Source organism: Luteimonas suaedae, assembly GCF_008312895.1.
GTDB lineage: Bacteria > Pseudomonadota > Gammaproteobacteria > Xanthomonadales > Xanthomonadaceae > Luteimonas > Luteimonas suaedae.
In genome coordinates this window covers 529809-550671 of sequence record NZ_VSSP01000001.1, presented here as the reverse complement: position 1 = coordinate 550671, position 20863 = coordinate 529809, and the positions used below count along the sequence as shown (strand labels likewise).

Below are 20863 nucleotides of genomic sequence, written 5' to 3'. Positions count from 1 at the left end.
AAGATGAAACGATATAACATTTCTAAATCCATCCGGTCGGCACGGTGCGGTGCCGGCCGGTTCCATCAAGTTGGGGAGGTCCGATGAACCACCGTTTGCTTGTCCTGGGTGCCGTGTTCGCGATGGGATGGGGAGTGACCGCTTGCGATCGGTCCGGACCCGCCGCTGCGGCGGAGTCGGTGCAGCCGGGCCAGCCGATTCCGCTGCGGCACGCACGCAACCTGGCGCTGGAGCGCCATGACGGCTTCGTGGTGGCGCGCCTGAAGGCGTCGACGGCCAACGAGACCGGTGCGACGCAGGACGGGCCGGCGACGGTGGTGGTGCTGGCCCCGCTCGACGGCCCGGCGCCGGCGCTGCGCGGCGACCTGCGCGGCGCCACCGTGATCCGCACGCCGGTGCGTCGGATCGCGAGCAATGCCGGTTCCGACGAGGCCTTCCTCGGCCAGCTCGGCGTCGAGGACCGGCTGGTGGCCGTGGGCGGGCTGGCGTCCTACGACGACGAGATCCGCCGCAAGGCCAAGGCCGGCGAGATCGGCCAGGTGGGCTACAACTGGCACGCGCCGCCGAACCTGGACGTGCTGCTCGCGATCGCGCCGGACGTGTTCCTGATGCGCCTGAGCGATCCGGCGCATACGCCGGTGATGCAGCGCGCGCAGGGGCTGGGCATCGCGGTGCTGCCGACGCTGGCGGAGGAGGAGCACGACTATCTCGCGCGCGCCGAATGGATCCGTCTCTACGGCATCCTCACCGGCACCGAGGCGCGCGCCGAGCGGATCTTCGCCGCGGTGGAAGCGCGCGTCGCCGAACTGAAGGCGCAGGTCGCCGACCAGCCGAAGCCCCGGGTGTTGTGGGCCTATCCGAACGGCGCCGACCGCTGGATCGCCACGGTGCGCGGCGCCGAGGCCAGCTACATCGCCGACGCTGGCGGCATCAACCTGATGGCGCGCGCGGAGGATCCGAACCGGTACTCGGCCGAGACCGTCTCCACCGAAGCGATCCTGCCACTGGCGGACGAGGCCGACGTCTGGCTGGTCGGCGACATCCATGCGGTCCCGCCGCGCAATCCGGCGATCGAGCGCAGCTTCCGTGCCTGGCGCGAGGGGCGCCTGTTCGGCAACACCGGGCGCACCGTGGCGGCGGAGAACGCCTACGACTGGTACCAGACCGCGTTGGTGCGACCGGACTGGGTGCTGGCGGATTTCGTCAAGGCATTGCACCCGGACCTGGTCGACGAGCCGTTCCGGTTCCTCAAACCGCTGCCGCAGGGGCAATACCAGTGAACCGCGCAGAAGCCCTCGTGGCGGCGCCGGCGCCGGAGCGCCGCACGTCGCCGCCGCTGCTGACGATCGCCGCGCTGCTGCTGGCGTTGCTTGCGGCGCTGGTGGCCAGCCTGGCCATCGGCCAGGTGGTGCTGTCGCCGGCCGAGGTGCTGCGCGGTCTCACGGACTTCGGCAGCGGCTCCACCGAGTCGCGCATCGTCGTCGAGCTGCGCCTGCCGCGCGTGTTGGCAGCGGTCGTCGGCGGCGGGGCGCTGGGGCTGGTCGGGCTGCTGATGCAGACGCTGTTCCGCAATCCATTGGCCGACGCCTGGTCGCTGGGCCTGATGGCGGGCGGCCAGTTCGGCGCCGCGCTGGTGGTGGTCGCCGGCGCCGTGGTCGGCCCGGCGGCGCTGGCACTGATCACCGGCCTGGCCGGCGTCGGCATCGTCGCCGGCTCGATGCTCGGCACCCTGGCGGTCGCCTTGGCGATGGCGGCGATGGCGCGGCGCGTGCACACCGTGACCTTGCTGGTGCTGGGCCTGATGCTCGGCTTCCTGGCGCAGGGCCTGATCAGCGTGTTACTGCACTTCACCAACCGCACCCAGTCGCGTTTGTTCTCGTCGTGGAACGACGCCACCTTCGCCTCGGTGGTGTGGCCGGACTTCGCGACCCTGCTGCCACCGTTGCTGGTCGGGCTCGCCCTGGCGGTCTGGCTGGCCAAGCCGCTCACCGCGTTGCTGCTCGGCGAGACCTATGCCGAGAGCCTGGGCGTGAACGTGCCGCGGCTGCGCCGGCTGGTGCTGGCGTCCACCATCCTGCTGGCGGCGCCGGTGACCGCGTTCTGCGGGCCGGTGGCGTTCATCGGCCTGATCACGCCGCACCTGGCGCGCGGGCTGCTCGGATCGGCGCGGATCGGCGCGTTGATCCCGGCCACGCTGTTGCTCGGCGCGCTGCTGGCGCTGACGGCGGACTTCGTCGTGCACCTGCCGTGGAGCCAGCACTTCCTGCATCTGAACGCGATCCTCGCCATCCTTGGCGCGCCGGTGGTGATCGTGCTGCTGCTCAAGTCGCGCAGCCTGCGCGCGGCGGGGGAATGACATGCTGGCATTGAACGGATTGCAGATCGGCTACGACCACAAGGTGCTGGCGACGCTGCCGCAAGTCACTGCGGTGGCACCCGGCGAGTTCGTCTGCCTGCTCGGCCGCAACGGGCAAGGCAAGTCGACCCTGCTGCGCACGCTGGGCGGATTCCTGGCGCCGGTCGCCGGCGAGGTGTTGCTGCACGGCAGGCCGGTGCGTTCGCTGCGCGGCGTCGAGCGCGCGCGCCGGATCGCCGTAGTACTGACCGAGCGGCCGCAAGTCGGCGCGCTGGGCGTGATGGACCTGGTCGAGATGGGCCGCCAGCCGTACACGGGCTGGGCCGGCGTGCTGACCGCGGAAGACCGCCGCATCGCGGCGGCGGCGCTGGAGCAGGTCGGCGGCGCGCACCTGGCCGGGCGCACGGTCGACAGCCTCAGCGACGGTGAACGGCAGCGCGTGATGATCGCGCGCGCCCTGGTGCAGCAGCCGGAGGTCATGCTGCTCGACGAGATCACCGCCTTCCTCGACCTGCCCAGCCGCGTCACCATCATCGACATGCTGCGCCGGATCGCCGCCGAGAAAGGGGTGACGATCATCCTGTCGAGCCACGACCTGGAGCTGTCGCTGCAGACCGCCGACCGCCTGTGGCTGCTGCCCGGCCAGGGACGCTTCATCGACGGGACGCCCGAGGACGTGGCGCTGTCCGGCGCCGTCGGCGACGCCTTCAACCAGGAGAACCTGGCGTTCTCGCTGGCCTCCGGGCGCTTCGAGAGTTCGGTCGTCGCCGGCCTGTCCGTCTACGTCGAGGGAGACGACGTGGCGACCGCCTGGCTGGCGCGCGCCTTGCGCCGGCGCGGCTATGGCCTGGCCGCGCATCCGGCGGAAACGGCACACCGCATCACCCCGGCCGCGCCGGGACGGTGGCGCGTCGACGGAGAGCGGGAGGCCGGGAACATCGCGGAGATCCTGGCGCTGCTGGCGGCGCGCTAGCGAGGGACCGTTCCAACGGGCTGCGAGTCAGGGCAAAGGCGCCGCGCCATGGGCGTGATCGCCCATGCTCCGCTGGCGTCCTGCCGAGCGACCGGCGAACCCCCGTCACTCCCACTCGATCGTCGCGGGCGGCTTGCCACTGATGTCATAAACCACGCGAGAAATACCGCGTAACTCGTTGATAATTCTATTTGAGACGCGACCAAGAAACTCGTACGGCAGGTGCGCCCAGTGCGCCGTCATGAAGTCGACGGTCTCCACCGCGCGCAGCGCGATCACCCACTCGTAGGCGCGCGCGTCGCCGACCACGCCGACCGACTTGACCGGCAGGAACACGGCGAAGGCCTGGCTGGTCTTGTCGTACAGGTCGGCCTTGCGCAACTCCTCGATGAAGATCGCATCGGCACGCGCCAGCAGGTCGGCGTATTCCGGCCGCACCTCACCGAGGATGCGCACGCCCAGACCAGGGCCCGGGAACGGGTGCCGGTAGACCATCTCGCGCGGCAGGCCCAGCTCCACGCCGAGGCGGCGCACCTCGTCCTTGAACAGTTCGCGCAGCGGCTCCACCAGGCCGAGCTTCATGTGCTCGGGCAGGCCGCCGACGTTGTGATGGCTCTTGATCACGTGCGCCTTGCCGGTCTTGCTGCCGGCCGATTCGATCACGTCCGGGTAGATCGTGCCCTGCGCCAGCCATTTCGCGTTCGCCAGCCGGCCTGCCTCCTCGTCGAAGATCTCGATGAACAGGTTGCCGATGACCTTGCGCTTAGCCTCGGGATCGGCCACGCCCCGCAATGCGCTGAAATAGCGCTCGTGGGCATCGACCCGGATGACCTTGACGCCGAGGTGCTCGGCGAAGGTGGCCATGACCTGGTCGCCCTCCTGCCAGCGCAGCAGGCCGGTGTCGACGAACACGCAGGTGAGCTGGTCGCCGATGGCCTTGTGCAGCAGCGCGGCGACCACCGAGGAATCCACGCCGCCGGACAGGCCGAGGATCACCTCGTCGTCGCCGACCCGCTCGCGCACGCGCGCGATCTGGTCCCCGATGATGTTGGCCGCGGTCCACAGCGTGTCGCAGCCGCAGATATCGGTAACGAAGCGCCTGAGCAGGGCCAGGCCCTGCCTGGTATGGGTGACTTCGGGGTGGAACTGCACGCCGTACCAGCGCTTCTCGTCGTTGGCGAACGCCGCGACCGGCACCCGCCCGGTGCTGGCGGTGACGGTGAAGCCCGGTGGCGCCCTGGAGACGTGGTCGCCGTGGCTCATCCACACGTCCAGCCGCGGTGGCGGACCCGGATGGTCCGCGAGGCCGTCGAACAGCCGGTCGCGGGCGGTCAGCTCCACTTCGGCATGGCCGTATTCGCGCTGGTCGGCGGCTTCGGTCTCGCCGCCGAGCTGGGCGGCCATCGTCTGCATGCCGTAACAGATGCCGAGCAGTGGCAGGCCGCAGTCGAACACCTCGCTCGGCGCACACGGCGCGCCTTCGACAGTGGTCGATTCCGGGCCGCCGGAGAGGATGATGCCCTTGGCGCCGAACTTCGCGATCTCGGCCGGATCGTGGTCCCAGGCCCAGACCTCGCAGTACACGCCGATCTCGCGGATGCGCCGCGCGATCAGCTGCGTGTACTGCGCGCCGAAATCGAGGATGAGGATCTTGTCGGCGTGGAGCCGTGATTCGTGAGTGGTAATTGGTGATTCGGAAACGCCCGACATATTTCCTCGCTGAGCCTCTGCTTTTATCGAATCACCAATCACGAATCACCAATCCCGCCGCATAAGCGTCAGCCCATGCGGTAGTTCGGCGGTTCCTTGGTGATCTGCACGTCGTGCACGTGGCTCTCGCGCTGGCCGGCGCCAGTGATCTTCACGAACGACGGCTTGCTGCGCATTTCCTCGATGTTCGCGCAGCCGACGTAGCCCATGGTCGCGCGCAGGCCGCCGGCGAGCTGGTGGACCACGCCGCTGAGCGGGCCGCGGTACGGCACCCGGCCCTCGATGCCTTCGGGCACCAGCTTGTCGGCGTCGCTGGCGTCCTGGAAGTAGCGGTCCTTGGAGCCCTGCTCCATCGCGCCCAGGCTGCCCATGCCGCGGTAGCTCTTGTAGCTGCGCCCCTGGAACAGTTCGGTTTCGCCGGGCGATTCCTCGGTGCCGGCGAACAGGCCGCCGATCATCACCGTCGAGGCGCCGGCGGCAATCGCCTTGCCGATGTCGCCGGAGAAGCGGATGCCGCCGTCGGCGATCAGCGGGATGCGATCCTGCAATGCATCGGCGACCATCGACACCGCAGTCACCTGCGGCACGCCGACGCCGGCGACCATGCGCGTGGTGCAGATTGAGCCGGGGCCGATGCCGACCTTCACCGCGTCCGCGCCGGCATCCATCAGCGCCAGCCCGGCATCGCCGCTGACGATGTTGCCGCCGACCACCTGCACCTGCGGAAAGGTCTTCTTGGTCCAGGCGACCCGGTCGATCACGCCCTGCGCGTGCCCGTGCGCGGTGTCGACGATCACCACGTCCACGCCCGCCGCCACCAGCGCCTCGATGCGCCGCTCGGTGTCGCCGCCGACGCCGACCGCGGCCCCGACCAGCAGCTGCTCGTCGGAGTCCTTGGCGGCGTTGGGGTTGTCGCGTGCCTTCTGGATGTCCTTGACGGTGATCAGGCCGCGCAGCTCGAAGCCGTCGTTGACCACCAGCACCTTCTCGATGCGGTGCTTGTGCAGCAGCTGCAGCACCTCCTCGTCGCTGGCGCCCTCGCGCACGGTGACCAGCTTCTCCTTGCGCGTCATCACGTTGCGCACCGGATCCTCGAGCCGGGTCTCGAAGCGCATGTCGCGCCCGGTGACGATGCCGAGCAGCCGTCCGCCGTCGACCACCGGCACGCCGGAGATGTTGCGCGCCCGGGTGAGCTTGAGCACTTCGCCGATGGTGGTGTCGGGGCCGACGGTGAACGGCTCGCGGATCACGCCGGCCTCGAAATTCTTGACCCGCGCCACTTCCGCGGCCTGGCGCTCGGCCGACATGTTCTTGTGCAGGATGCCGATGCCGCCGAGCTGGGCCATGGCGACGGCCAGGCGTGCCTCGGTCACCGTATCCATCGCCGCGGAGAGGATCGGCAGGTTCAGGCGCAGGTCGCGGGTCAGGCGGCTGGCGAGCGAGACGTCCTTGGGCAGGACCTGCGAATGGGCGGGAACGAGGGAAACGTCGTCGTACGTGAGCGCTTCGGCCAGGATGCGCAGCATGAGCGGTCCGGGGAGGGGAAGCGCGCCATTATATCCGCTACGACCGACGCCCGCGGCCTCACCGTTGATTCGGAGCGTCCCGAAGGGACTCCCGCATGGCACATGTGCCCTCCCCCGCTTGCGGGGGAAGGGATGGGGGCAGGCCGTCGGGACTGCCGATCGGAGGCATCGGCCATTTTCTTCCAGCCAGAAAGGCATCCTCGCCCAGTCCTGTCATCTCGACGGCTTTCTACCGCCGAACAGGATCCACCGGCTTTCCGGGCAACGTCAAAAATGGATCCCGGCCTTCGCCGGGATGACGACGCGGGTGTTCCGGCTTTTCCGGTCGCTTACGGTTGTGCCCGAACTCTCAGCTGCGTCACCCCCATCCCGTCCCCTTCCCCGCAAAGCGGGGGAAGGGCGATCGTGCCATGCGCGCGTCGCTTAGACGGCATCCGTTCCCGCCTGCACGGCTTGGGCTCCGGTCAGTTCAGGTTTTCGGCCGCTTCCAGGGTGTTCTGCATCAGCGTGGCCACGGTCATCGGCCCCACTCCGCCCGGCACCGGGGTGATCCAGCTGGCGCGGCACGAGGCCTCGGCGAAGCCGACGTCGCCCACCAGCCGCCCGTCCTCGAGCCGGTTGATGCCGACGTCGATCACCACCGCGCCCGGCTTGACCCACTCCCCCGGGATCAGCCCCGGCCGCCCGACCGCGACGACCAGGATGTCGGCCTCGCCGACGTGGCGCTGCAGCACGTCAGCCGGGGTGAACCGGTGGCAGCTGGTGACGGTGCAGCCGGCAATCAGCAGCTCCATCGCCATCGGCCGGCCGACGTGGTTGCTGACGCCGACGATGGTGGCGCTCTGGCCGCGTACCGGACGGTCGGTCCAGGCCAGCAGCGTGGTGATGCCGCGCGGCGTGCACGGGCGCAGGCCGAACTGGCGCAGCGCCAGGTGGCCGACGTTCTCCGGGTGGAAGCCGTCGACGTCCTTGCGCGGATCGATGCGGTGGATCAGGCGGGTGGCGTCGGGAATGCCCGGCAGCGGCAATTGCACCAGGATGCCGTGCACGTCCGGGTCGGCGTTGAGGCGGTCGATCAACGCCAGCAGCTCGCCTTCCCCGGTGCCGGCCGGCAGGTCGAAGTCCAGCGCACGGATGCCGACCTTCTCGGCCGCGCGCCGCTTGTTGCGCACGTACGAACGCGAAGCCGGATCGTCGCCCACCAGGACCACGGCAAGTCCCGGCCGCGCGGCGCCGGTGGCGACCCGCGCATCCACCCGCAGCCGCAGCTCGTCGAGCAGCGCGTCGGCGACGCGTCTGCCGTCGAGAATGCGGGCCTGGTGCGGGGCGGGCTCGGTCATACGGGATGATCTGCTGAAAACGGCCCGTATTGTCCCCGATTCAGCGCCGTGCTTGTAGGCGCGCGCCATGGGCGCGATCCTGTCACAGCCCCCGAGATGCGCATGGAAGACACGATGAGCGATTCCACGACGACCGAAATAGAAGCCGCTGCCTTCCGCCGCCTGCTGCGGCACCTGGTGCAAACGCGGCCCGACGTGCAGAACATCGACCTGATGATCCTGGCCGGCTTCTGCCGCAACTGCCTGGCCGACTGGTATCGCGAGGCGGCCGAGGCGCGCGGCGTCGCGATGACCAGGGACCAGGCGCGCGAAGCGATCTACGGCATGCCCTTCGCGGACTGGAAAACGCGGCACCAGGCGCCGACGACGCCGGAACAACTGGCGGCGTTCGAAGCCGCGCAGCGCGCGCACCCGAAGGACGATTGACGATGGCCAAGGCGGTGCTGGGGCTGCTCGCCGTCGCTGGCCTGCTCTATCTCGGCATCTGCGTGCTGATGTACGTGCAGCAGCGTGGATTGATGTACTTCCCGCAGTTCACCCGCGGCGATGCCGCCGACACCGACTTCGAGCTCGACCGTGGCGATGCGGTGTTGCGCGGCTGGATCGTGAATCCGCACCAGACCGACGCGGTGCTGTATTTCGGCGGCAATGCCGAGCGGATCGAGGACAACCGCGACGACCTCGCCGCGTGGCTGCCGGCGCGCAGCAGCTACCTGCTCGCCTATCGCGGCTACGGCGCCAGCGACGGCAACCCGGGCGAATCCGCCCTGCTCGCCGACGCCCTTGCCCTGTACGACGAGGTGCGCAGGCGCCATCCGCATGGCCGCATCGCGCTGATCGGGCGCAGCCTGGGCAGCGGCATCGCCAGCCATGTCGCCGCCCATCGCGACGTCGAGCGGCTGGTCCTGGTCACGCCGTTCGACAGCCTCGCCGCCGTCGCCCAGGGCCACTATCGCTGGCTGCCGGTGCGCCTGCTGCTGCGCGACCGCTACGACTCCGTGGCCTCGCTGTCGCGCTACGACGGGCCGCTGCTGATCCTGCGCGCCGGCAACGATGCCGTGATCCCGCCGCGACATACCGATCGCCTGATCGCCTCGTGGCGCGGTACACCCACGGTGGTCGATTTCTCGCAGGCCGGCCACAACGATATCCATCTGCAGCCGGGCTACGGCGAGGCGCTGGCGCGCTTCCTGCGCTGAGCCGCGAACGCGCCGCGGGCCACCCGGGCTACCGGTCACCTCCTGGCGATGCACCCTTCGGACAACGCGGCACGCTGGTATCGCCGGCGACGCAATGGACGCAGCAGCCGGCCGGAGTGCCCGCTGGCTGCGCCGGCATCGCCGGCGACGCCGGAGAGGTCGCCGCCGGCAACGAGGGCGGCGGCGTCAGGCGCGCCAGATCCTGTTGCGGCCGCAGTTGCAGCAGCACCGCCCAGTCCTGCCGGTTGGCGTTGCAGGCCGCCGGCGCGTCGGGCGTGCACGCCGGCGCGTCGAGACGCCGCATCGGCAGGTCGCGGAACCGTCCACCGCCGGTGAGCGGCAGCAGGCGCATGGTGACGCCGTCGAGCACGTTGCCGCCGACCAGGTAGGCCAGGCCGTCGCGATCCGGATCGACCGCGACCACGATGTCGCAGTGCATGCCCAGCCCCGCTTCTCCCGCACTCAGCAGCCTGGCGAGCCCGCCGAAGCCGTAGATTTGACGATTCGAGCGCACGTGGCACAGCAGGTCGCCCAGCGCCGGACGCGCGGTGGCCGGATCGGCGACGCGATAGGCGCTGGCCTCGGGGCCGCGATAGGCGCCACGGACGTAGGCGAGGTGGTTGGCGGCGGCGGCGAATCCCGGTAGCCCGGCGCGCCGTAGCACCCACGACACGAACACCGCCGACCATGGCGCGTCGACGATGAAGGCACGGCAGCCCGCCGATGGCGGACCGCCCATCGCGGCATAGCCGCACTCGACCGCGCCGGGGCGGCCCGCCGCCTGCCCCAGCAGTCCGCTGTCGCGCCAGTAGCCGGCGACGCGCCGCCAGGCCTGCTCGCCGTTGGCGAGCAGCCCGGTCTCGGCCTCGCGCACGGTCGACCCGGCCAGGCGGCCGTCGGCGTCGATGAACGGGCGATGCCACAGCTGATGCTCCTCGCAGGCGAACGCCGCGATCCGCGTGGCGGCCTGGGACGCGCCGGTCTGGGTGCGCAGGATCGGGCAGACGTCGGCCGCGAGTGCCGGCACGGCCGTCAGCGTCAACAGCAACCACAACATCCGGAACATCGAACTTCCTGTCGGTAGTCAGCGCGACACGGACAGCCTCGTTGCCCGCCTCGCCTGCATCGTGCCGCAGCGGATGTGAAGACTCCCCGCAGTGCCGTCCGCGCGTCCCGCGCTCAGCGCGCTGCGCAGAACGCCGCGTAGTCGATGTAGCCGGGGAATTCGCGGCCCGGCGCGCACAACGGGCAGTCCGGGTCCGGCGTCAGCCGGGTCTCGCGGAAGCGCATCGCCAGCGCGTCGAAATGCAGCAGGCGGCCGCTGAGCGGATCGCCGAGCCCGAGCAGCAGCTTGATGGCCTCGGTGGCTTGGATCAGGCCGATGACCCCGGGCAGCACCCCGAGCACTCCGGCCTCGGCGCAGTTGGGCGCGGCCTCCGGCGGCGGCGGCTCCGGGAACAGGCAGCGGTAACAGGGCGCTTCGCCGCGCCTGCGGCCGGCGTCGAACACGCTCGCCTGGCCCTCGAACCGGTGCACCGCGCCGTAGACCAGCGGTTTGCCGAGCTTCACGCAGGCGTCGTTGAGCAGGTAGCGGACGGGGAAATTGTCGGCGCCGTCGATCACCACGTCGACGCCCTCGAGCAGGCGCTCGACGTTGGCGCTGGTCACGCGCTCGGCGACGGCATCGATCCGGGTGCGCGGATTGAGCGCGTTGAGCGTGGCCGCGGCGGAGGCGACCTTGGCCGTGCCGATGCGATCCTCCGTGTGCAGGATCTGCCGCTGCAGGTTGCTGCGGTCGACCACGTCGTCGTCGGCGATCCGCAGGCGGCCGACGCCGGCCGCGGCCAGATAGTACGCCGCCGGCGAGCCGAGGCCGCCGGCGCCGAGCAGCAGCACATGGGCCTGTTGCAGCCGCTGCTGCCCGGCCAGGCCGATCTCCGGCAGGCGCAGGTGGCGCGAATAGCGTTCGTGGAAATCGATGTCGACGCCCGGCTCCGGCGCCGTCATCGGCAGGCCTTCCGCCTGCCAGGCCGTGGTGCCGCCGGCGATCGAGGCGAGATCCGCATAGCCCTGCGCCTGCAGCGCCTGCGCCGCCTGCAGCGAGCGAGCGCCGCCCTGGCAGATCAGCATGAGCGGCGCGTCGCGCACCGGCGCGTGGCGATCGGGCGCACGCTCCAGTTCCGCCCGTTCGACGCCGCTCGCACCCTGTGCCATGCCGGCCACGCGCTCGTGCTCCTCGCGCACGTCGATCAGGCGCACGCCACTGGCCAGTCGCCGGTAGGCCTCGCGCGGAGAAATTTCCAGGATCGCCATGCGGCGATTATCGCGCGATTGCGCAGCGCCCGGACGGGAACGCTGCGGTGCATCCCGCCGCAGAGCGGAGCTCGCTCCGCTCTGCGAGGTGCTCAATACGGCAGCACTTCCACCACGCTGTCGACGGGATAGTCGCGCGGACCTTCCGCCAGCACGATCAGCGCGTCGGAATCGGCCGCGGCGCGCATCCGGTGCGAGCCGTCGGCGGGGTTCGGCTCGACCCGCAGCACGCCGTCGTCGCCGCAATGCAGCCGGCCGCGCAGGAATTCCAGCCGCTCATGGCCCTTGTGCCAGTCGGTGCCCAGGCGCGCGTGCAGCCGCAGCCGCGGCTCGCGCCGGCCCTGCAGGCCGTCCAGCAGCCGGCGTCCCAGCGTCAGCCAGGTCGCCAGCACCGAGACCGGGTTGCCCGGCAGGCACAGGAACAGCGCGTCGCCGAGCCGGCCACCCTCGGCCAGCAGCAACGGCATGCCCGGCTTCATCCGCACCTTCCAGAACCGCACCCGTCCCTGCGCCTGCAGCAGCGCGGGCACGTGGTCCTTCTCGCCGGCCGAGACGCCGCCGCAGGTGATCACCAGGTCGAAGGCGTTGCCGGCGTGGCGCAGGGCCGATTCGATCGTCCCCGGATCGTCCGGCAACGTCGGCCAGGCGACCGGCTCCAGGCCCTCGGCCCGCAGCAGCCCCATCAGCTGCTCGCGATTGGAGTTGTAGATTTCGCCCGGCCGCAACGGCAGCCCGGGCTCCACCAGTTCGTCGCCGGTGGTGAAGACCGCGACCGTCGGCCGCCGCCGGACCTCCAGCTCGGCCATGCCCTGCGATGCGCACAGGGCGACCCGCGACGGCGACAGGACGTCGCCCGCCTGCAGCAGACGGTCGCCGACGGCACTGTCCTCGCCGGCGCGGCGAACGTGCTGCCCAGGTCCGGGCGCCACCAGCACGCGCACGCGATTGGCGTCGACGGCGGCGTTCTCCTTCATCACCACGGTATCGGCAGCGGCGGGCAGCGGCGCGCCGGTGGTGATGCGCGTGCACTGGCCGGGGCCGATGTGCAGGTCGAGCGCGGTGCCGGCGAACTGCTCGCCGGCCAGCTCGAGTGTGGTGTCGCCGTCGCCCAGGTCGGCGTGACGCAGCGCGAACCCGTCCATCGCCGAATTGTCGAATGGCGGTTGCTGCAGCACCGCATGCACGTCGGCCGCGAGCACCCGGCCATGTGCACGCGGCAGCGCACAGCGTTCGGGCGGCCGTTGCCTGTCGATGGCAACGGCATCGACGATCTCGCAGGCAGCGGCGTAGGTGATGCGGGTCGGGAAGTCGCTCATGTCGGGCTCATGCCGGGTCGAAGCCGGCTGCGGCCAGGTCCTCCGGGGTGTTGAGATTGCCGAAGCGTACGCCGGCCAGCCGCACCGCTGCCATGCCCAGCCGCCGCTGCAGTACCTGCACCGCGAGATCGCCGGATGCGATCGCGGCGGCGGCCGCCCGTCGCAGGGCTTCGACCCGCCACAGCGCGACCAGCGGCTGCACGCCGTCATCGTCGACCGCATACGCCCCCGTGCCGCCGGCAGCGGCCAGACTCGGCAACAGGCAGTCATTGACCGACACCACGTCCACGGGGACAGTCAGCAGCCAGTCGCTGCCGCACGCCTGCGCGAGCGCATCGAGCCCGCCGAGCGGTCCGACGTCGGGTGTGCGGTCGGCAACCATGGTCAGACCGACGGCGGCATAACGTTCGGCTGCACGGTTGGCACTGACCAGCACGGCGCCCGTCTCGGGCGCGAACCGCGCGGCCAGGCGCTGCACCTGGGCCACGCCATCGCGGCGCAGCCAGGCCTTGTCGGCGCCGCCCAGCCGCAGCCCGCGGCCGCCGGCGAGCATACCGAGCGTTACGGCCTCCTGGCCGAGCGCCGGAGGTCGTGCGTTCATGCCACCTGGCACCTGCGCCCCCTCTCGGCCATGTCAGCCCTTTCGCTTGACGTGCCGGATCAGCCGCCGTTTCTTCTCGACCTGGCGCTCGGTCAGTACGTTCTTGTGGTCCTTGTAGGGGTTCTCGCCTTCCTTGAACACGAACCGCACCGGCGTGCCGACCAGCTTGAAGCGCTTGCGGAAGAAATTCTCCAGATAGCGGCGATAGCTGTCCGACAGCGTGCGCAGGCGGTTGCCGTGGACCACGAAGGTCGGCGGGTTGCTGCCGCCCGGGTGGGCGAAGCGCAGCTTGGCGACATGGCCGCGCACCGTCGGCGGCGGGCTTGCCGCGTAGGCGGCCTCCAGCGCGCGAGTGACCTCGGAGGTGCCGAACTCGCGCATCGCCGAGGCGTGCGCGCGGTGGATCGCGCGGAACAGCTCGCGCAGTCCGGAACCGTGCTTGGCGCTGATCCGCACCGCCTCGGCCCACGGCATGAACACCAGCTTGCGCGACAGCAGCGCTTCGGTTTGCTCGCGCTGGTAGGCGGTCAGTCCGTCCCATTTATTGACCGCGACCACCAGCGCGCGGCCGGCGTCGAGCACCGCGCCGAGCACGCTGGCATCCTGGTCGGTGACGCCCTCGCTGGCGTCCAGCAACACTACGGCGATCTGGCAGTGCTCGATCGCCTGCAGCGTCTTGACGATCGAGAACTTCTCCACCGCCTCCTCCACGCGCGCCTTGCGGCGGATGCCGGCGGTGTCGACCAGTCGGTACTTGCGGCCGTCGCGTTCGAGGTCCACCGCGATCGAGTCGCGGGTGGTGCCCGGCACCTCCGAGGCGATCATGCGCTCCTCGCCGAGCAGCCGGTTCACCAGCGTCGACTTGCCAACGTTCGGCCGCCCGATGAAGGCCACGCGCATGCGTTCCGGATCCTCGTCGAGCACCTCGGTGTCGCCGTCCACCGGCAGGCGCCCGAGGACCTCGGCCAGCAGTTCGTCGATCCCCTGGCGGTGCGCCGACGACACTGGCAATGCATCGCTGAATCCATAGCGGGCGAACTCGGCCATCGCCGCGCGTGTATCGATGCCATCGGTCTTGTTGACCACCAGCAGCACCGGCCGGTCGCGCTTGCGCAGCCACTGTACGAGCTCGTCGTCCAGCGCCGTCGGGCCTTCGCGGCCGTCGACGATGAACAGCACCAGGTCGGCTTCGTCCGCGGCGGCCCGGGCCTGGCGCGCGGTCGCGCCGGCCAGCCCGCCGGTTTCGAGATGGATGTTCTCGCCGGCGATGCCGCCGGTATCGACCAGCACGAACGGGCGCTCCGGCTCGAGCCGGCAGACGCCGTAGTTGCGGTCGCGGGTCACCCCCGGCTGATCATGCACCAGCGCGTCGCGACTGCGGGTCAGCGCGTTGAACAACGTCGACTTGCCGACGTTCGGGCGGCCGACAAGGGCGACGAGTGGGAGCATTGGGGGCCGGGAATGGGGAATCGGGAATGGGAAATCGTAAAACAGGACGGCGGAAGGCATGGTTCACGCCGCCCCGTCATGGGAGGCGTGAGCGACAGGGCCGGGAACCGCGGTGTCGCTGGGGTCGGCCGTGGCCGATTCCCTATTCCCTATTCTCGATTCCCGGCTTTTACTGCTCCAGCCGGTAAGCGCTCAGGTCGCCCTTGATGTTCTGCACCACCAGAATGCCATCGGCGATGACCGGAGCGCCCTTGATGGCGGCGCGGCCGGCGCGGGTGCGCGCCGCCAGCTCGCCGTTCTCGAGCTTGAGCCAGTGCAGATAGCCGTCGAAATCGCCGACCACGGCATGGCCGTCCTGCACCGCCGCCGAGCTGAGGTTGCGTCGTGCCAGCACGTCCTGCTGCCACAGGGCAGAACCGCCGTTCTTGTCCAGCGCCCAGACGGTTCCGGCCGGGTCGGCGACCACCAGGCGATCGGAGCCGAGCCCGATGCGACCGGCGCCGCCGCGGTCGCTGGACCACAGCGGGCGGCCGCTCGGCGCTTCGATCGCCATGGTCTGCTGCTTGTAGCTGCTGGCGTACAGAATGGTCTCGTCCAGGACCGGGCTGCCGTCGATGTCGGTCATGCGTTCCAGGTCGGTCCGGCCATCGGGCTGGCCGACGGCCTGTTCCCAGATGGGACGGCCATCGGCAAGGCCGAGCGCGACCACGGTGCCGTCGTCGTTGCCGACGAACACGTAGCCCGGGCCGAGCACCGGTGCGTCGTTGCCGCGCACGGTGAGCGGCGGCAGGTCGCGGACCCAGAACCAGCGACGCTCGCCGCTGGCCGCATCGAAGGCGGTCACCCGACCGTCGTTGGACCTCACGATCACGATGCCCTGCCCGATCGCGGGCGCGGCAATGACTTCGTTGCCGACCCTGGCGCGCCAGCGTTCGCTGCCGCTCTCCGCGTCCAGCGCCAGCACATCGCCTTCCAGGCCGCCGGCCACGACCAGGCCCTCGCCGACACCCGGGCCGCCGGAGAGCCGGAGGTCGGATTCGTGGTGCCAGAGCGTGGCGCCACTCTGCAGGTCGAACGCGCGCACGCCGCCCTCGATCGCGGCGGCATAGACGCGGCCGTCGGCCACGGTCGGAGCCTGCCCGGCACCGATCCGCTTCTCGCCCTTGCCGGCAGAGGCGGTCCAGATCCGCGACACCGAAACCGACGGGGTAAAATCGGTGAGTTCGGCCGGATCGGTGGTATTGACCTCGTCGTCGTCGCCATCGAACCAGCCACGGATCGTGCTGCAACCCGACACCGCGATCGCGCATAGCAGCACCGCGGCGGTGCGCAGCAGCAGGGAATGTGGCTTGATCTTCGCTGGCTTCATCAAATGGTCTCGGGCTGGGACGGCTTGCCGCCGGCTTGGGTGAGCTTGAGTTCGACCAGGCGGCGCTGCGGCGCCGCGACGTCCATCCGTCGCAGCGCTTCCTCGTAGGCCTGCCGCGCCTGGTCGCGTTGGTCGAGCGCGAACCGGGCGTCGCCCAGCGTTTCGAGCCCGGTGGCGTCGGCGGCGTCCGAGAGCAGGGTCGCCGCTTCTTGCGCCTGTCCCGCATCGATCAGCAGTTGCGCCAGGCGCTGGCGGCGGATCGGCTCGAGCGCGGGACCGGCGGCATCGGCTGCCTGCTGCAACGTGGCGATGGCGGCCTCGCGGTCGCCGGCTTCGAACTCGGCCTTGGCCAGGTCGAAGGCAATCAGGGCGCCGTAGACGCCGCCCTTCCGCAGCTCCTGCGCCTGGTTCCGGGCGGCGTCGAGATCGCCGGCCTGGATGCTGGCGAGCGCCGCCTGGTAGCGCTCGCCGCCCTGTACGCGCTCACCGTGCTGGTGCCGCTGCCACCACTGCCAGCCACCGATTATTCCCAGCCCGAGCACCACGCCGGCAAACAGTCCGAATCCGTTGCGTCGCAGCCATTCACGGACCCGTTCGCCCTGTTCGTGTTCGTCGAGAATTTCGATCGCCATACTGTCTCTCGCCCTGCGCGCCGGGCGCGGGCCCTGTCATGGGAAACGGGCCCGCTGCCGGGCCCGTGTCTGCGTGTCGCGGACCCGCGTGGCGGGCCGTGGCGGACGTTACTCGGTCGCTGGTGCCATCGAACCGTCAGAGGATACCGTAAAGCGTGCGACGTTCGCTCGCTGATAGGGCGTCATATCCTGAACGCGGCCGTACCGGCGCACTTCGACCGCACCGGCATTGCCGAGCACGATGCGCCCCACTTCGCCGGCCGCGTAGCTGCGACGTTCGCCGGCGCGGACCAGCGCCTGCTCCAGCGAGCGGCCTTCGGCCGACTGCACTTCCACCCAACTGTCGTCGCTGAACTGCAACGTCAGCGCCGCCGCCGAGGGCTGTTGCGGTTCCGGCGAGCGGGGTTTCTGCGACTTCCGGCTCTGGATCGGCGTCAGCGAAGCCACGAACGGTTGCTGTTCGGCCTGCGACGAAGGCGATGATCGTCCGGGTGCGGCAGCGGCCTGGCCCCGACCGGGATCAATGTCGAGCGATGCGGTTTCCTGCGGATCGCTGTCCACATGCTGACGCGTCACCATCCAGACCGGCACTGCGATCGCCGCGGTGATCACGACATAGACCAGGCGGCGCGCGGCCTGTTCGGCGAACCGCTGCAGCGGAGAGGTGAAGGTGCGTGGTTCGAGCTGCGGCGGCTGGATCGGAGTGGATGCCTGCGCCGGCAGCAGCGCGTCGGGCGGAAGGCCGAGCGCCCGCGCATAACTGCGCAACTGTCCACGGACGAATACCGGCGCCCCCAAGCGCCCCCAGTCCTCGGCCTCGAGCGATTCGACGACCCGAACCGGAACGTGCATTTTTGCTGCCACATCGGCGATGTCCAAGCCGGCGGCGGCGCGCGCCTCACGAAGGCGATCGCCGCAGCCCTGCTCGGGCATGCCTGCATTCGCTGCAGAAGTCATGGTTGTCTGCTTTCCCCGGGTTGTGCGGACAACGCCTGCGGGAACTCCTTCCCCAAACGCTGACGGTAGCGATCGGCGGCGGCCTTGTCGCCGAGTCTTTCCTCGATTTGTGACGCCAATAGAAGAACGTCGGCTGACGCCGGCGCCGCGGCGAGGCGGCGCTGCGAAAATGCACGTGCTTCCAGGTAACTCCCCTTACGGTACTGGTATTCGGCCATCGCTGACAACGCCACGGCATTGGTCGGCTGCAGCGAAAGCGCCGCACGCAGGTCGCGCTCGACCCGCTCGGGTTGCCCGGCCGCTTCGGCGCAGGCACCGGCATTGGCCAACGCGGAGGCCGGCTCCGGGTATCCCGGCGTGGCCAGCGCTCTGTCGAAATACGCCATCGCCTCGGCGGCCCGCCCGTTGCCGCACAGCCAGGCGCCGTAGTTGTTCTGCGCCCGGCCGCTGGCGGGCGCCAGCTCGGCGGCCCTGGCGTAGTAGCCGCCGGCTTCCTGGCTGCGCCCGCGCCGCGACTCGAGCAGGGCCATCAGGGTCAGCGCCTCCGCATCGCCCGGATCGGCCTTGAGCGCCTCGCGGACCAGCTTTTCGGCAGTTTCGGGTTCGCCATTGGCGAGCGCCTGCCCGGCCCGGGCCAGGCGCAGGCGGTTCTCGGACCGTCGCCGGCTCTCGGCGGTGCCACTGACGTCGTAGCGCTGCGCGACCTGCTCGGAATCGCCGCGCTTGGCGCTGGGTTTGACGAACGACAGGCGCGAACACGCCGTGGAAAGCAGCACTGCCAACAGGCCCAGCACCAGTGCGCTACGCAGCGGCATCCGCCTCTCCCTCCGGGGCGGCGAGCCGCTTGCGGAACTCCGCCTGACGCCGGGTCCGGTCGGCGACCTGCCCCTTGAGCTGGCCGCAGGCGGCGTCGATGTCGTCGCCGCGGGTGCGGCGCACGGTCGTCAGCACCCGCGCGTCCTGCAGGAGTTTCTGGAATACGCGGATGTCGGTCTCCGGCGAGCGCTCGAAACGGGTGCCGGGGAACGGATTGAACGGGATCAGGTTGACCTTGGCGGCGTCCTTCATCTGTACCGCGTTGTCGAAGCCGCGCATCAGCCGCGCCAGCTGGCGCGCGTGCTCGGGGCGGTCGTTGACGCCCTTCATCATGGTGTATTCGAACGTGACCGAGCTGCCGCGCTTGCGCAGCACGTAGCGCTGGCACGCGGCCATGAGCTCGGCCACCGGGTACTTGCGGTTGAGCGGCACCAGTTCGCTGCGCAGCGCATCGTCGGCGGCGTGCAGCGAGACCGCCAGCGACACGTCGCTCTCCTCGCCCAGGCGGTCGATCATCGGCACCATGCCGGCGGTCGACAGGGTGACGCGCTTGTTGGCGAGCCCGTAGCCGAGGTCGTCGCGCATCACGCTCATCGCGCGGACCACATTGTCGAAGTTCATCAGCGGCTCGCCCATGCCCATCATCACCACATTGGTGAGCTTGCGCTCGCGGTGCGGGACATTGCCCAGGTGCCGCGCCGCCACCCAGACCTGGCCGATGATCTCGGCGGTCGACAGGTTGCGGTTGAAGCCCTGGGTGGCGGTGGAGCAGAACTGGCAGTTCAGCGCGCAGCCGACCTGCGAGGACACGCACAGGGTGCCGCGCCCCTTGTCGGGAATGAAGACCGTCTCGATGGCGTTTTTGCCGTCCATCGCCAGCAGCCACTTGTGGGTGCCGTCGGTGGAGGGCTTTTCGAACTGGATCTGCGGCACGCGGACTTCGGCATGCGCCTCGAGCTTGGCGCGCAATCCCTTGCCCAGGTCGGTCATTTCGTCGAACGCGGTGACGTGACGGTGGTGGATCCACTTCATCACCTGGTGCGCGCGGTAGCGCTTCTCGTCGAGGGTCTCGACGAAGAAGCGTTCCAGGCCCGCGCGGTCCAGCTCGAGCAGGTTCTGCCTGGCCGCGCCGGCGGACACCGCAGCCGTCCCGGCGTCCGCTTGCGGACGCGGTGACGCAGGACCCGGAATGGCTCCGGGCCCTGCGTAAGACGGCTGGATGATGAAGTCGCTCATTGCACGATGCGGTTCGATCAGCGAGAGAAGATTTCGTTCGGTTCGAAGAAGTACGCGATTTCCTGCGTGGCGGTTTCGGCCGCGTCGGAACCGTGCACGGCGTTGGCGTCGATCGAATCGGCGAAGTCCGCGCGGATGGTGCCGGCGGCGGCTTCCTTCGGATTGGTCGCGCCCATCAGTTCGCGGTTCTTGGCGATTGCGTCCTCGCCCTCGAGCGCCTGGATCATCACCGGACCGCTGCTCATGAGCTCGACCAGGGCACTGAAGAACGGACGCTCGCGATGCACGGCATAGAAGCCCTCCGCCTCCGCGCGGGACAGATGCTTCATCTTCGCGGCGACGATCTTGAGACCGGCTTTTTCGAAACGAGAGTAGATCTCGCCGATGACGTTCTTGGCGACGGCATCGGGCTTGACGATCGAGAGGGTGCGCTCCAGCGCCATGGAATGTCTCCGGTGAGGCGGGCGGCTGCTGTGAGCGACCCACATTAACATGAAAAACCCGTGATGTGGCACGGGTTTAGCCGAACTGGCTAGCGGGAATTCTAACCGATCCTCACGGTCTGCAGAACCCATTTCTGCTTGAAGATCGCCGCCCGGTCGGAACGGCTGGTGCGGTCGGGGCTCGGACCCAGGCCAGGCCCAGGCCAGGCCCAGGCTCGGGCGAGCCTGAACGCTCTGCTTGTCATCCAGCGCAAGCCGGGATCCATGTTGCCGTTGCTCGTTCGAATGCAGTCTCAAAGCAACTACGAGATCAAAATAGAATCCCGGCTTGCGCTGGGATGACGGGGCTCAAGCCTGAGGTGTCGCCTGTTTTCCTGCAATCGATTCAACGGCTTGGCTGCTTCCCCCCTTTGAAAAAAGGGGGGTTGGGATTTGCTCGGTGCCCGACCAAGCAACAGCAACAGCAAATCGCTATGCGATTCCCGGCCCTTGCGCAGCGCGCGAGGGCGCTCAAGCCGCCGCAAGCCTGCGGCTTGCAAGCGGCGGCTTTCGCCCCCCTCAATCCCCCTTTTTCAAAGGGGGAAGATAGGCCGCGAAAAATGTGGAGAAACCTCAGGCTCAAGCCAT

The 20863-nt window shown here is 69.8% G+C and carries 19 protein-coding genes; 5 read left to right on the top strand and 14 right to left on the bottom strand.

The window, feature by feature from the left end; all coding sequences use genetic code 11:
• Positions 1-83: 83 nt before the first annotated feature.
• From FXO19_RS02400 to FXO19_RS02390, 3 genes are read left to right on the top strand one after another with little or no spacing between them, the layout of a single operon-like run.
• Positions 84-1280 (top strand): ABC transporter substrate-binding protein, encoded by a 1197-nt coding sequence (locus FXO19_RS02400; protein ID WP_149193448.1) that lies wholly within the window; start codon positions 84-86, stop codon positions 1278-1280.
• Positions 1277-2356, top strand: a complete 1080-nt coding sequence (locus FXO19_RS02395; protein ID WP_223115406.1) for a FecCD family ABC transporter permease — start codon at positions 1277-1279, stop codon at positions 2354-2356. The genes FXO19_RS02400 and FXO19_RS02395 overlap by 4 nt, the downstream gene beginning before the upstream one ends.
• A 1-nt stretch (position 2357) precedes the next feature.
• Positions 2358-3329, top strand: coding sequence for an ABC transporter ATP-binding protein (locus FXO19_RS02390; RefSeq protein WP_149193447.1), 972 nt, complete (start codon positions 2358-2360; stop codon positions 3327-3329).
• Between the two features lie 105 nt (positions 3330-3434).
• On the opposite strand, the gene guaA is transcribed toward FXO19_RS02390, so the two are convergent.
• The 3 genes from guaA to folD all read right to left on the bottom strand — a co-directional run bounded on the left by guaA (position 3435) and on the right by folD (position 7905).
• A complete protein-coding gene (guaA, locus tag FXO19_RS02385) occupies positions 3435-5039 on the bottom strand; it encodes a glutamine-hydrolyzing GMP synthase (RefSeq protein WP_149193446.1) in 1605 nt (534 codons plus the stop codon).
• A gap of 68 nt (positions 5040-5107) precedes the next feature.
• Positions 5108-6565: an IMP dehydrogenase gene (gene guaB / locus FXO19_RS02380; protein WP_149193445.1), complete on the bottom strand. Its 1458-nt coding sequence runs from the start codon at positions 6563-6565 to the stop codon at positions 5108-5110.
• A gap of 464 nt (positions 6566-7029) precedes the next feature.
• The gene (folD, locus tag FXO19_RS02375) at positions 7030-7905 is read right to left on the bottom strand and encodes a bifunctional methylenetetrahydrofolate dehydrogenase/methenyltetrahydrofolate cyclohydrolase FolD (RefSeq protein ID WP_149193444.1); all 876 of its coding nucleotides are present in this window, start codon (positions 7903-7905) and stop codon (positions 7030-7032) included.
• Positions 7906-8007: 102 nt separating this feature from the next.
• Here folD and FXO19_RS02370 point away from each other — a divergent pair, with 102 nt between their 5' ends.
• Positions 8008-8331 (top strand): DUF1244 domain-containing protein, encoded by a 324-nt coding sequence (locus FXO19_RS02370; protein ID WP_187775589.1) that lies wholly within the window; start codon positions 8008-8010, stop codon positions 8329-8331.
• 2 nt (positions 8332-8333) lie between these two features.
• On the top strand, positions 8334-9104 hold the full coding sequence (locus FXO19_RS02365) for an alpha/beta hydrolase (protein WP_149193442.1): 771 nt from the start codon (positions 8334-8336) through the stop codon (positions 9102-9104).
• 28 nt (positions 9105-9132) lie between these two features.
• Here FXO19_RS02365 and FXO19_RS02360 read toward each other — a convergent pair whose 3' ends face one another.
• The 11 genes from FXO19_RS02360 to ndk form a co-directional block, all read right to left on the bottom strand.
• Positions 9133-10170: a DUF2272 domain-containing protein gene (locus FXO19_RS02360; protein WP_149193441.1), complete on the bottom strand. Its 1038-nt coding sequence runs from the start codon at positions 10168-10170 to the stop codon at positions 9133-9135.
• A gap of 113 nt (positions 10171-10283) precedes the next feature.
• The gene (gene moeB, locus FXO19_RS02355; RefSeq protein ID WP_255516283.1) at positions 10284-11480 is read right to left on the bottom strand and encodes a molybdopterin-synthase adenylyltransferase MoeB; all 1197 of its coding nucleotides are present in this window, start codon (positions 11478-11480) and stop codon (positions 10284-10286) included.
• A gap of 29 nt (positions 11481-11509) precedes the next feature.
• Positions 11510-12733: a molybdopterin molybdotransferase MoeA gene (locus tag FXO19_RS02350; RefSeq protein WP_149193439.1), complete on the bottom strand. Its 1224-nt coding sequence runs from the start codon at positions 12731-12733 to the stop codon at positions 11510-11512.
• 7 nt (positions 12734-12740) lie between these two features.
• The gene (mobA, locus tag FXO19_RS02345) at positions 12741-13334 is read right to left on the bottom strand and encodes a molybdenum cofactor guanylyltransferase (RefSeq protein ID WP_149193438.1); all 594 of its coding nucleotides are present in this window, start codon (positions 13332-13334) and stop codon (positions 12741-12743) included.
• A gap of 33 nt (positions 13335-13367) precedes the next feature.
• Positions 13368-14783: a ribosome biogenesis GTPase Der gene (der, locus tag FXO19_RS02340; protein WP_149193437.1), complete on the bottom strand. Its 1416-nt coding sequence runs from the start codon at positions 14781-14783 to the stop codon at positions 13368-13370.
• Positions 14784-14952: 169 nt separating this feature from the next.
• Positions 14953-16137, bottom strand: coding sequence for an outer membrane protein assembly factor BamB (gene bamB / locus FXO19_RS02335; protein WP_425481435.1), 1185 nt, complete (start codon positions 16135-16137; stop codon positions 14953-14955).
• Between the two features lie 14 nt (positions 16138-16151).
• Positions 16152-16784 (bottom strand): YfgM family protein, encoded by a 633-nt coding sequence (locus FXO19_RS02330; RefSeq protein ID WP_149193435.1) that lies wholly within the window; start codon positions 16782-16784, stop codon positions 16152-16154.
• A gap of 108 nt (positions 16785-16892) precedes the next feature.
• Positions 16893-17741: a helix-turn-helix domain-containing protein gene (locus FXO19_RS02325; RefSeq protein ID WP_149193434.1), complete on the bottom strand. Its 849-nt coding sequence runs from the start codon at positions 17739-17741 to the stop codon at positions 16893-16895.
• Positions 17738-18556, bottom strand: a complete 819-nt coding sequence (pilW, locus tag FXO19_RS02320; RefSeq protein ID WP_149193433.1) for a type IV pilus biogenesis/stability protein PilW — start codon at positions 18554-18556, stop codon at positions 17738-17740. Before pilW ends, FXO19_RS02325 begins: the two co-directional genes overlap by 4 nt.
• Positions 18543-19697 (bottom strand): dual-specificity RNA methyltransferase RlmN, encoded by a 1155-nt coding sequence (gene rlmN / locus FXO19_RS02315; protein ID WP_255516258.1) that lies wholly within the window; start codon positions 19695-19697, stop codon positions 18543-18545. The genes pilW and rlmN overlap by 14 nt, the downstream gene beginning before the upstream one ends.
• A 113-nt stretch (positions 19698-19810) precedes the next feature.
• Positions 19811-20236, bottom strand: a complete 426-nt coding sequence (gene ndk / locus FXO19_RS02310) for a nucleoside-diphosphate kinase (RefSeq protein WP_149193431.1) — start codon at positions 20234-20236, stop codon at positions 19811-19813.
• Between the last annotated feature and the right edge of the window lie 627 nt (positions 20237-20863).

Excerpts from the sequence above, each read along its gene's own strand:
- FXO19_RS02400 (WP_149193448.1), top strand. The coding sequence starts at position 84 with ATGAACCACCGTTTGCTTGTCCTGGGTGCCGTGTTCGCGATGGGATGG.
- FXO19_RS02390 (WP_149193447.1), top strand. The coding sequence starts at position 2,358 with ATGCTGGCATTGAACGGATTGCAGATCGGCTACGACCACAAGGTGCTG.
- guaA (WP_149193446.1), bottom strand. The coding sequence starts at position 5,039 with ATGTCGGGCGTTTCCGAATCACCAATTACCACTCACGAATCACGGCTC.
- guaB (WP_149193445.1), bottom strand. The coding sequence starts at position 6,565 with ATGCTGCGCATCCTGGCCGAAGCGCTCACGTACGACGACGTTTCCCTC.
- folD (WP_149193444.1), bottom strand. The coding sequence starts at position 7,905 with ATGACCGAGCCCGCCCCGCACCAGGCCCGCATTCTCGACGGCAGACGC.
- FXO19_RS02370 (WP_187775589.1), top strand. The coding sequence starts at position 8,008 with ATGGAAGACACGATGAGCGATTCCACGACGACCGAAATAGAAGCCGCT.
- FXO19_RS02365 (WP_149193442.1), top strand. The coding sequence starts at position 8,334 with ATGGCCAAGGCGGTGCTGGGGCTGCTCGCCGTCGCTGGCCTGCTCTAT.
- FXO19_RS02360 (WP_149193441.1), bottom strand. The coding sequence starts at position 10,170 with ATGTTCCGGATGTTGTGGTTGCTGTTGACGCTGACGGCCGTGCCGGCA.
- FXO19_RS02350 (WP_149193439.1), bottom strand. The coding sequence starts at position 12,733 with ATGAGCGACTTCCCGACCCGCATCACCTACGCCGCTGCCTGCGAGATC.
- mobA (WP_149193438.1), bottom strand. The coding sequence starts at position 13,334 with ATGAACGCACGACCTCCGGCGCTCGGCCAGGAGGCCGTAACGCTCGGT.
- der (WP_149193437.1), bottom strand. The coding sequence starts at position 14,783 with ATGCTCCCACTCGTCGCCCTTGTCGGCCGCCCGAACGTCGGCAAGTCG.
- FXO19_RS02330 (WP_149193435.1), bottom strand. The coding sequence starts at position 16,784 with ATGGCGATCGAAATTCTCGACGAACACGAACAGGGCGAACGGGTCCGT.
- FXO19_RS02325 (WP_149193434.1), bottom strand. The coding sequence starts at position 17,741 with ATGACTTCTGCAGCGAATGCAGGCATGCCCGAGCAGGGCTGCGGCGAT.
- pilW (WP_149193433.1), bottom strand. The coding sequence starts at position 18,556 with ATGCCGCTGCGTAGCGCACTGGTGCTGGGCCTGTTGGCAGTGCTGCTT.
- ndk (WP_149193431.1), bottom strand. The coding sequence starts at position 20,236 with ATGGCGCTGGAGCGCACCCTCTCGATCGTCAAGCCCGATGCCGTCGCC.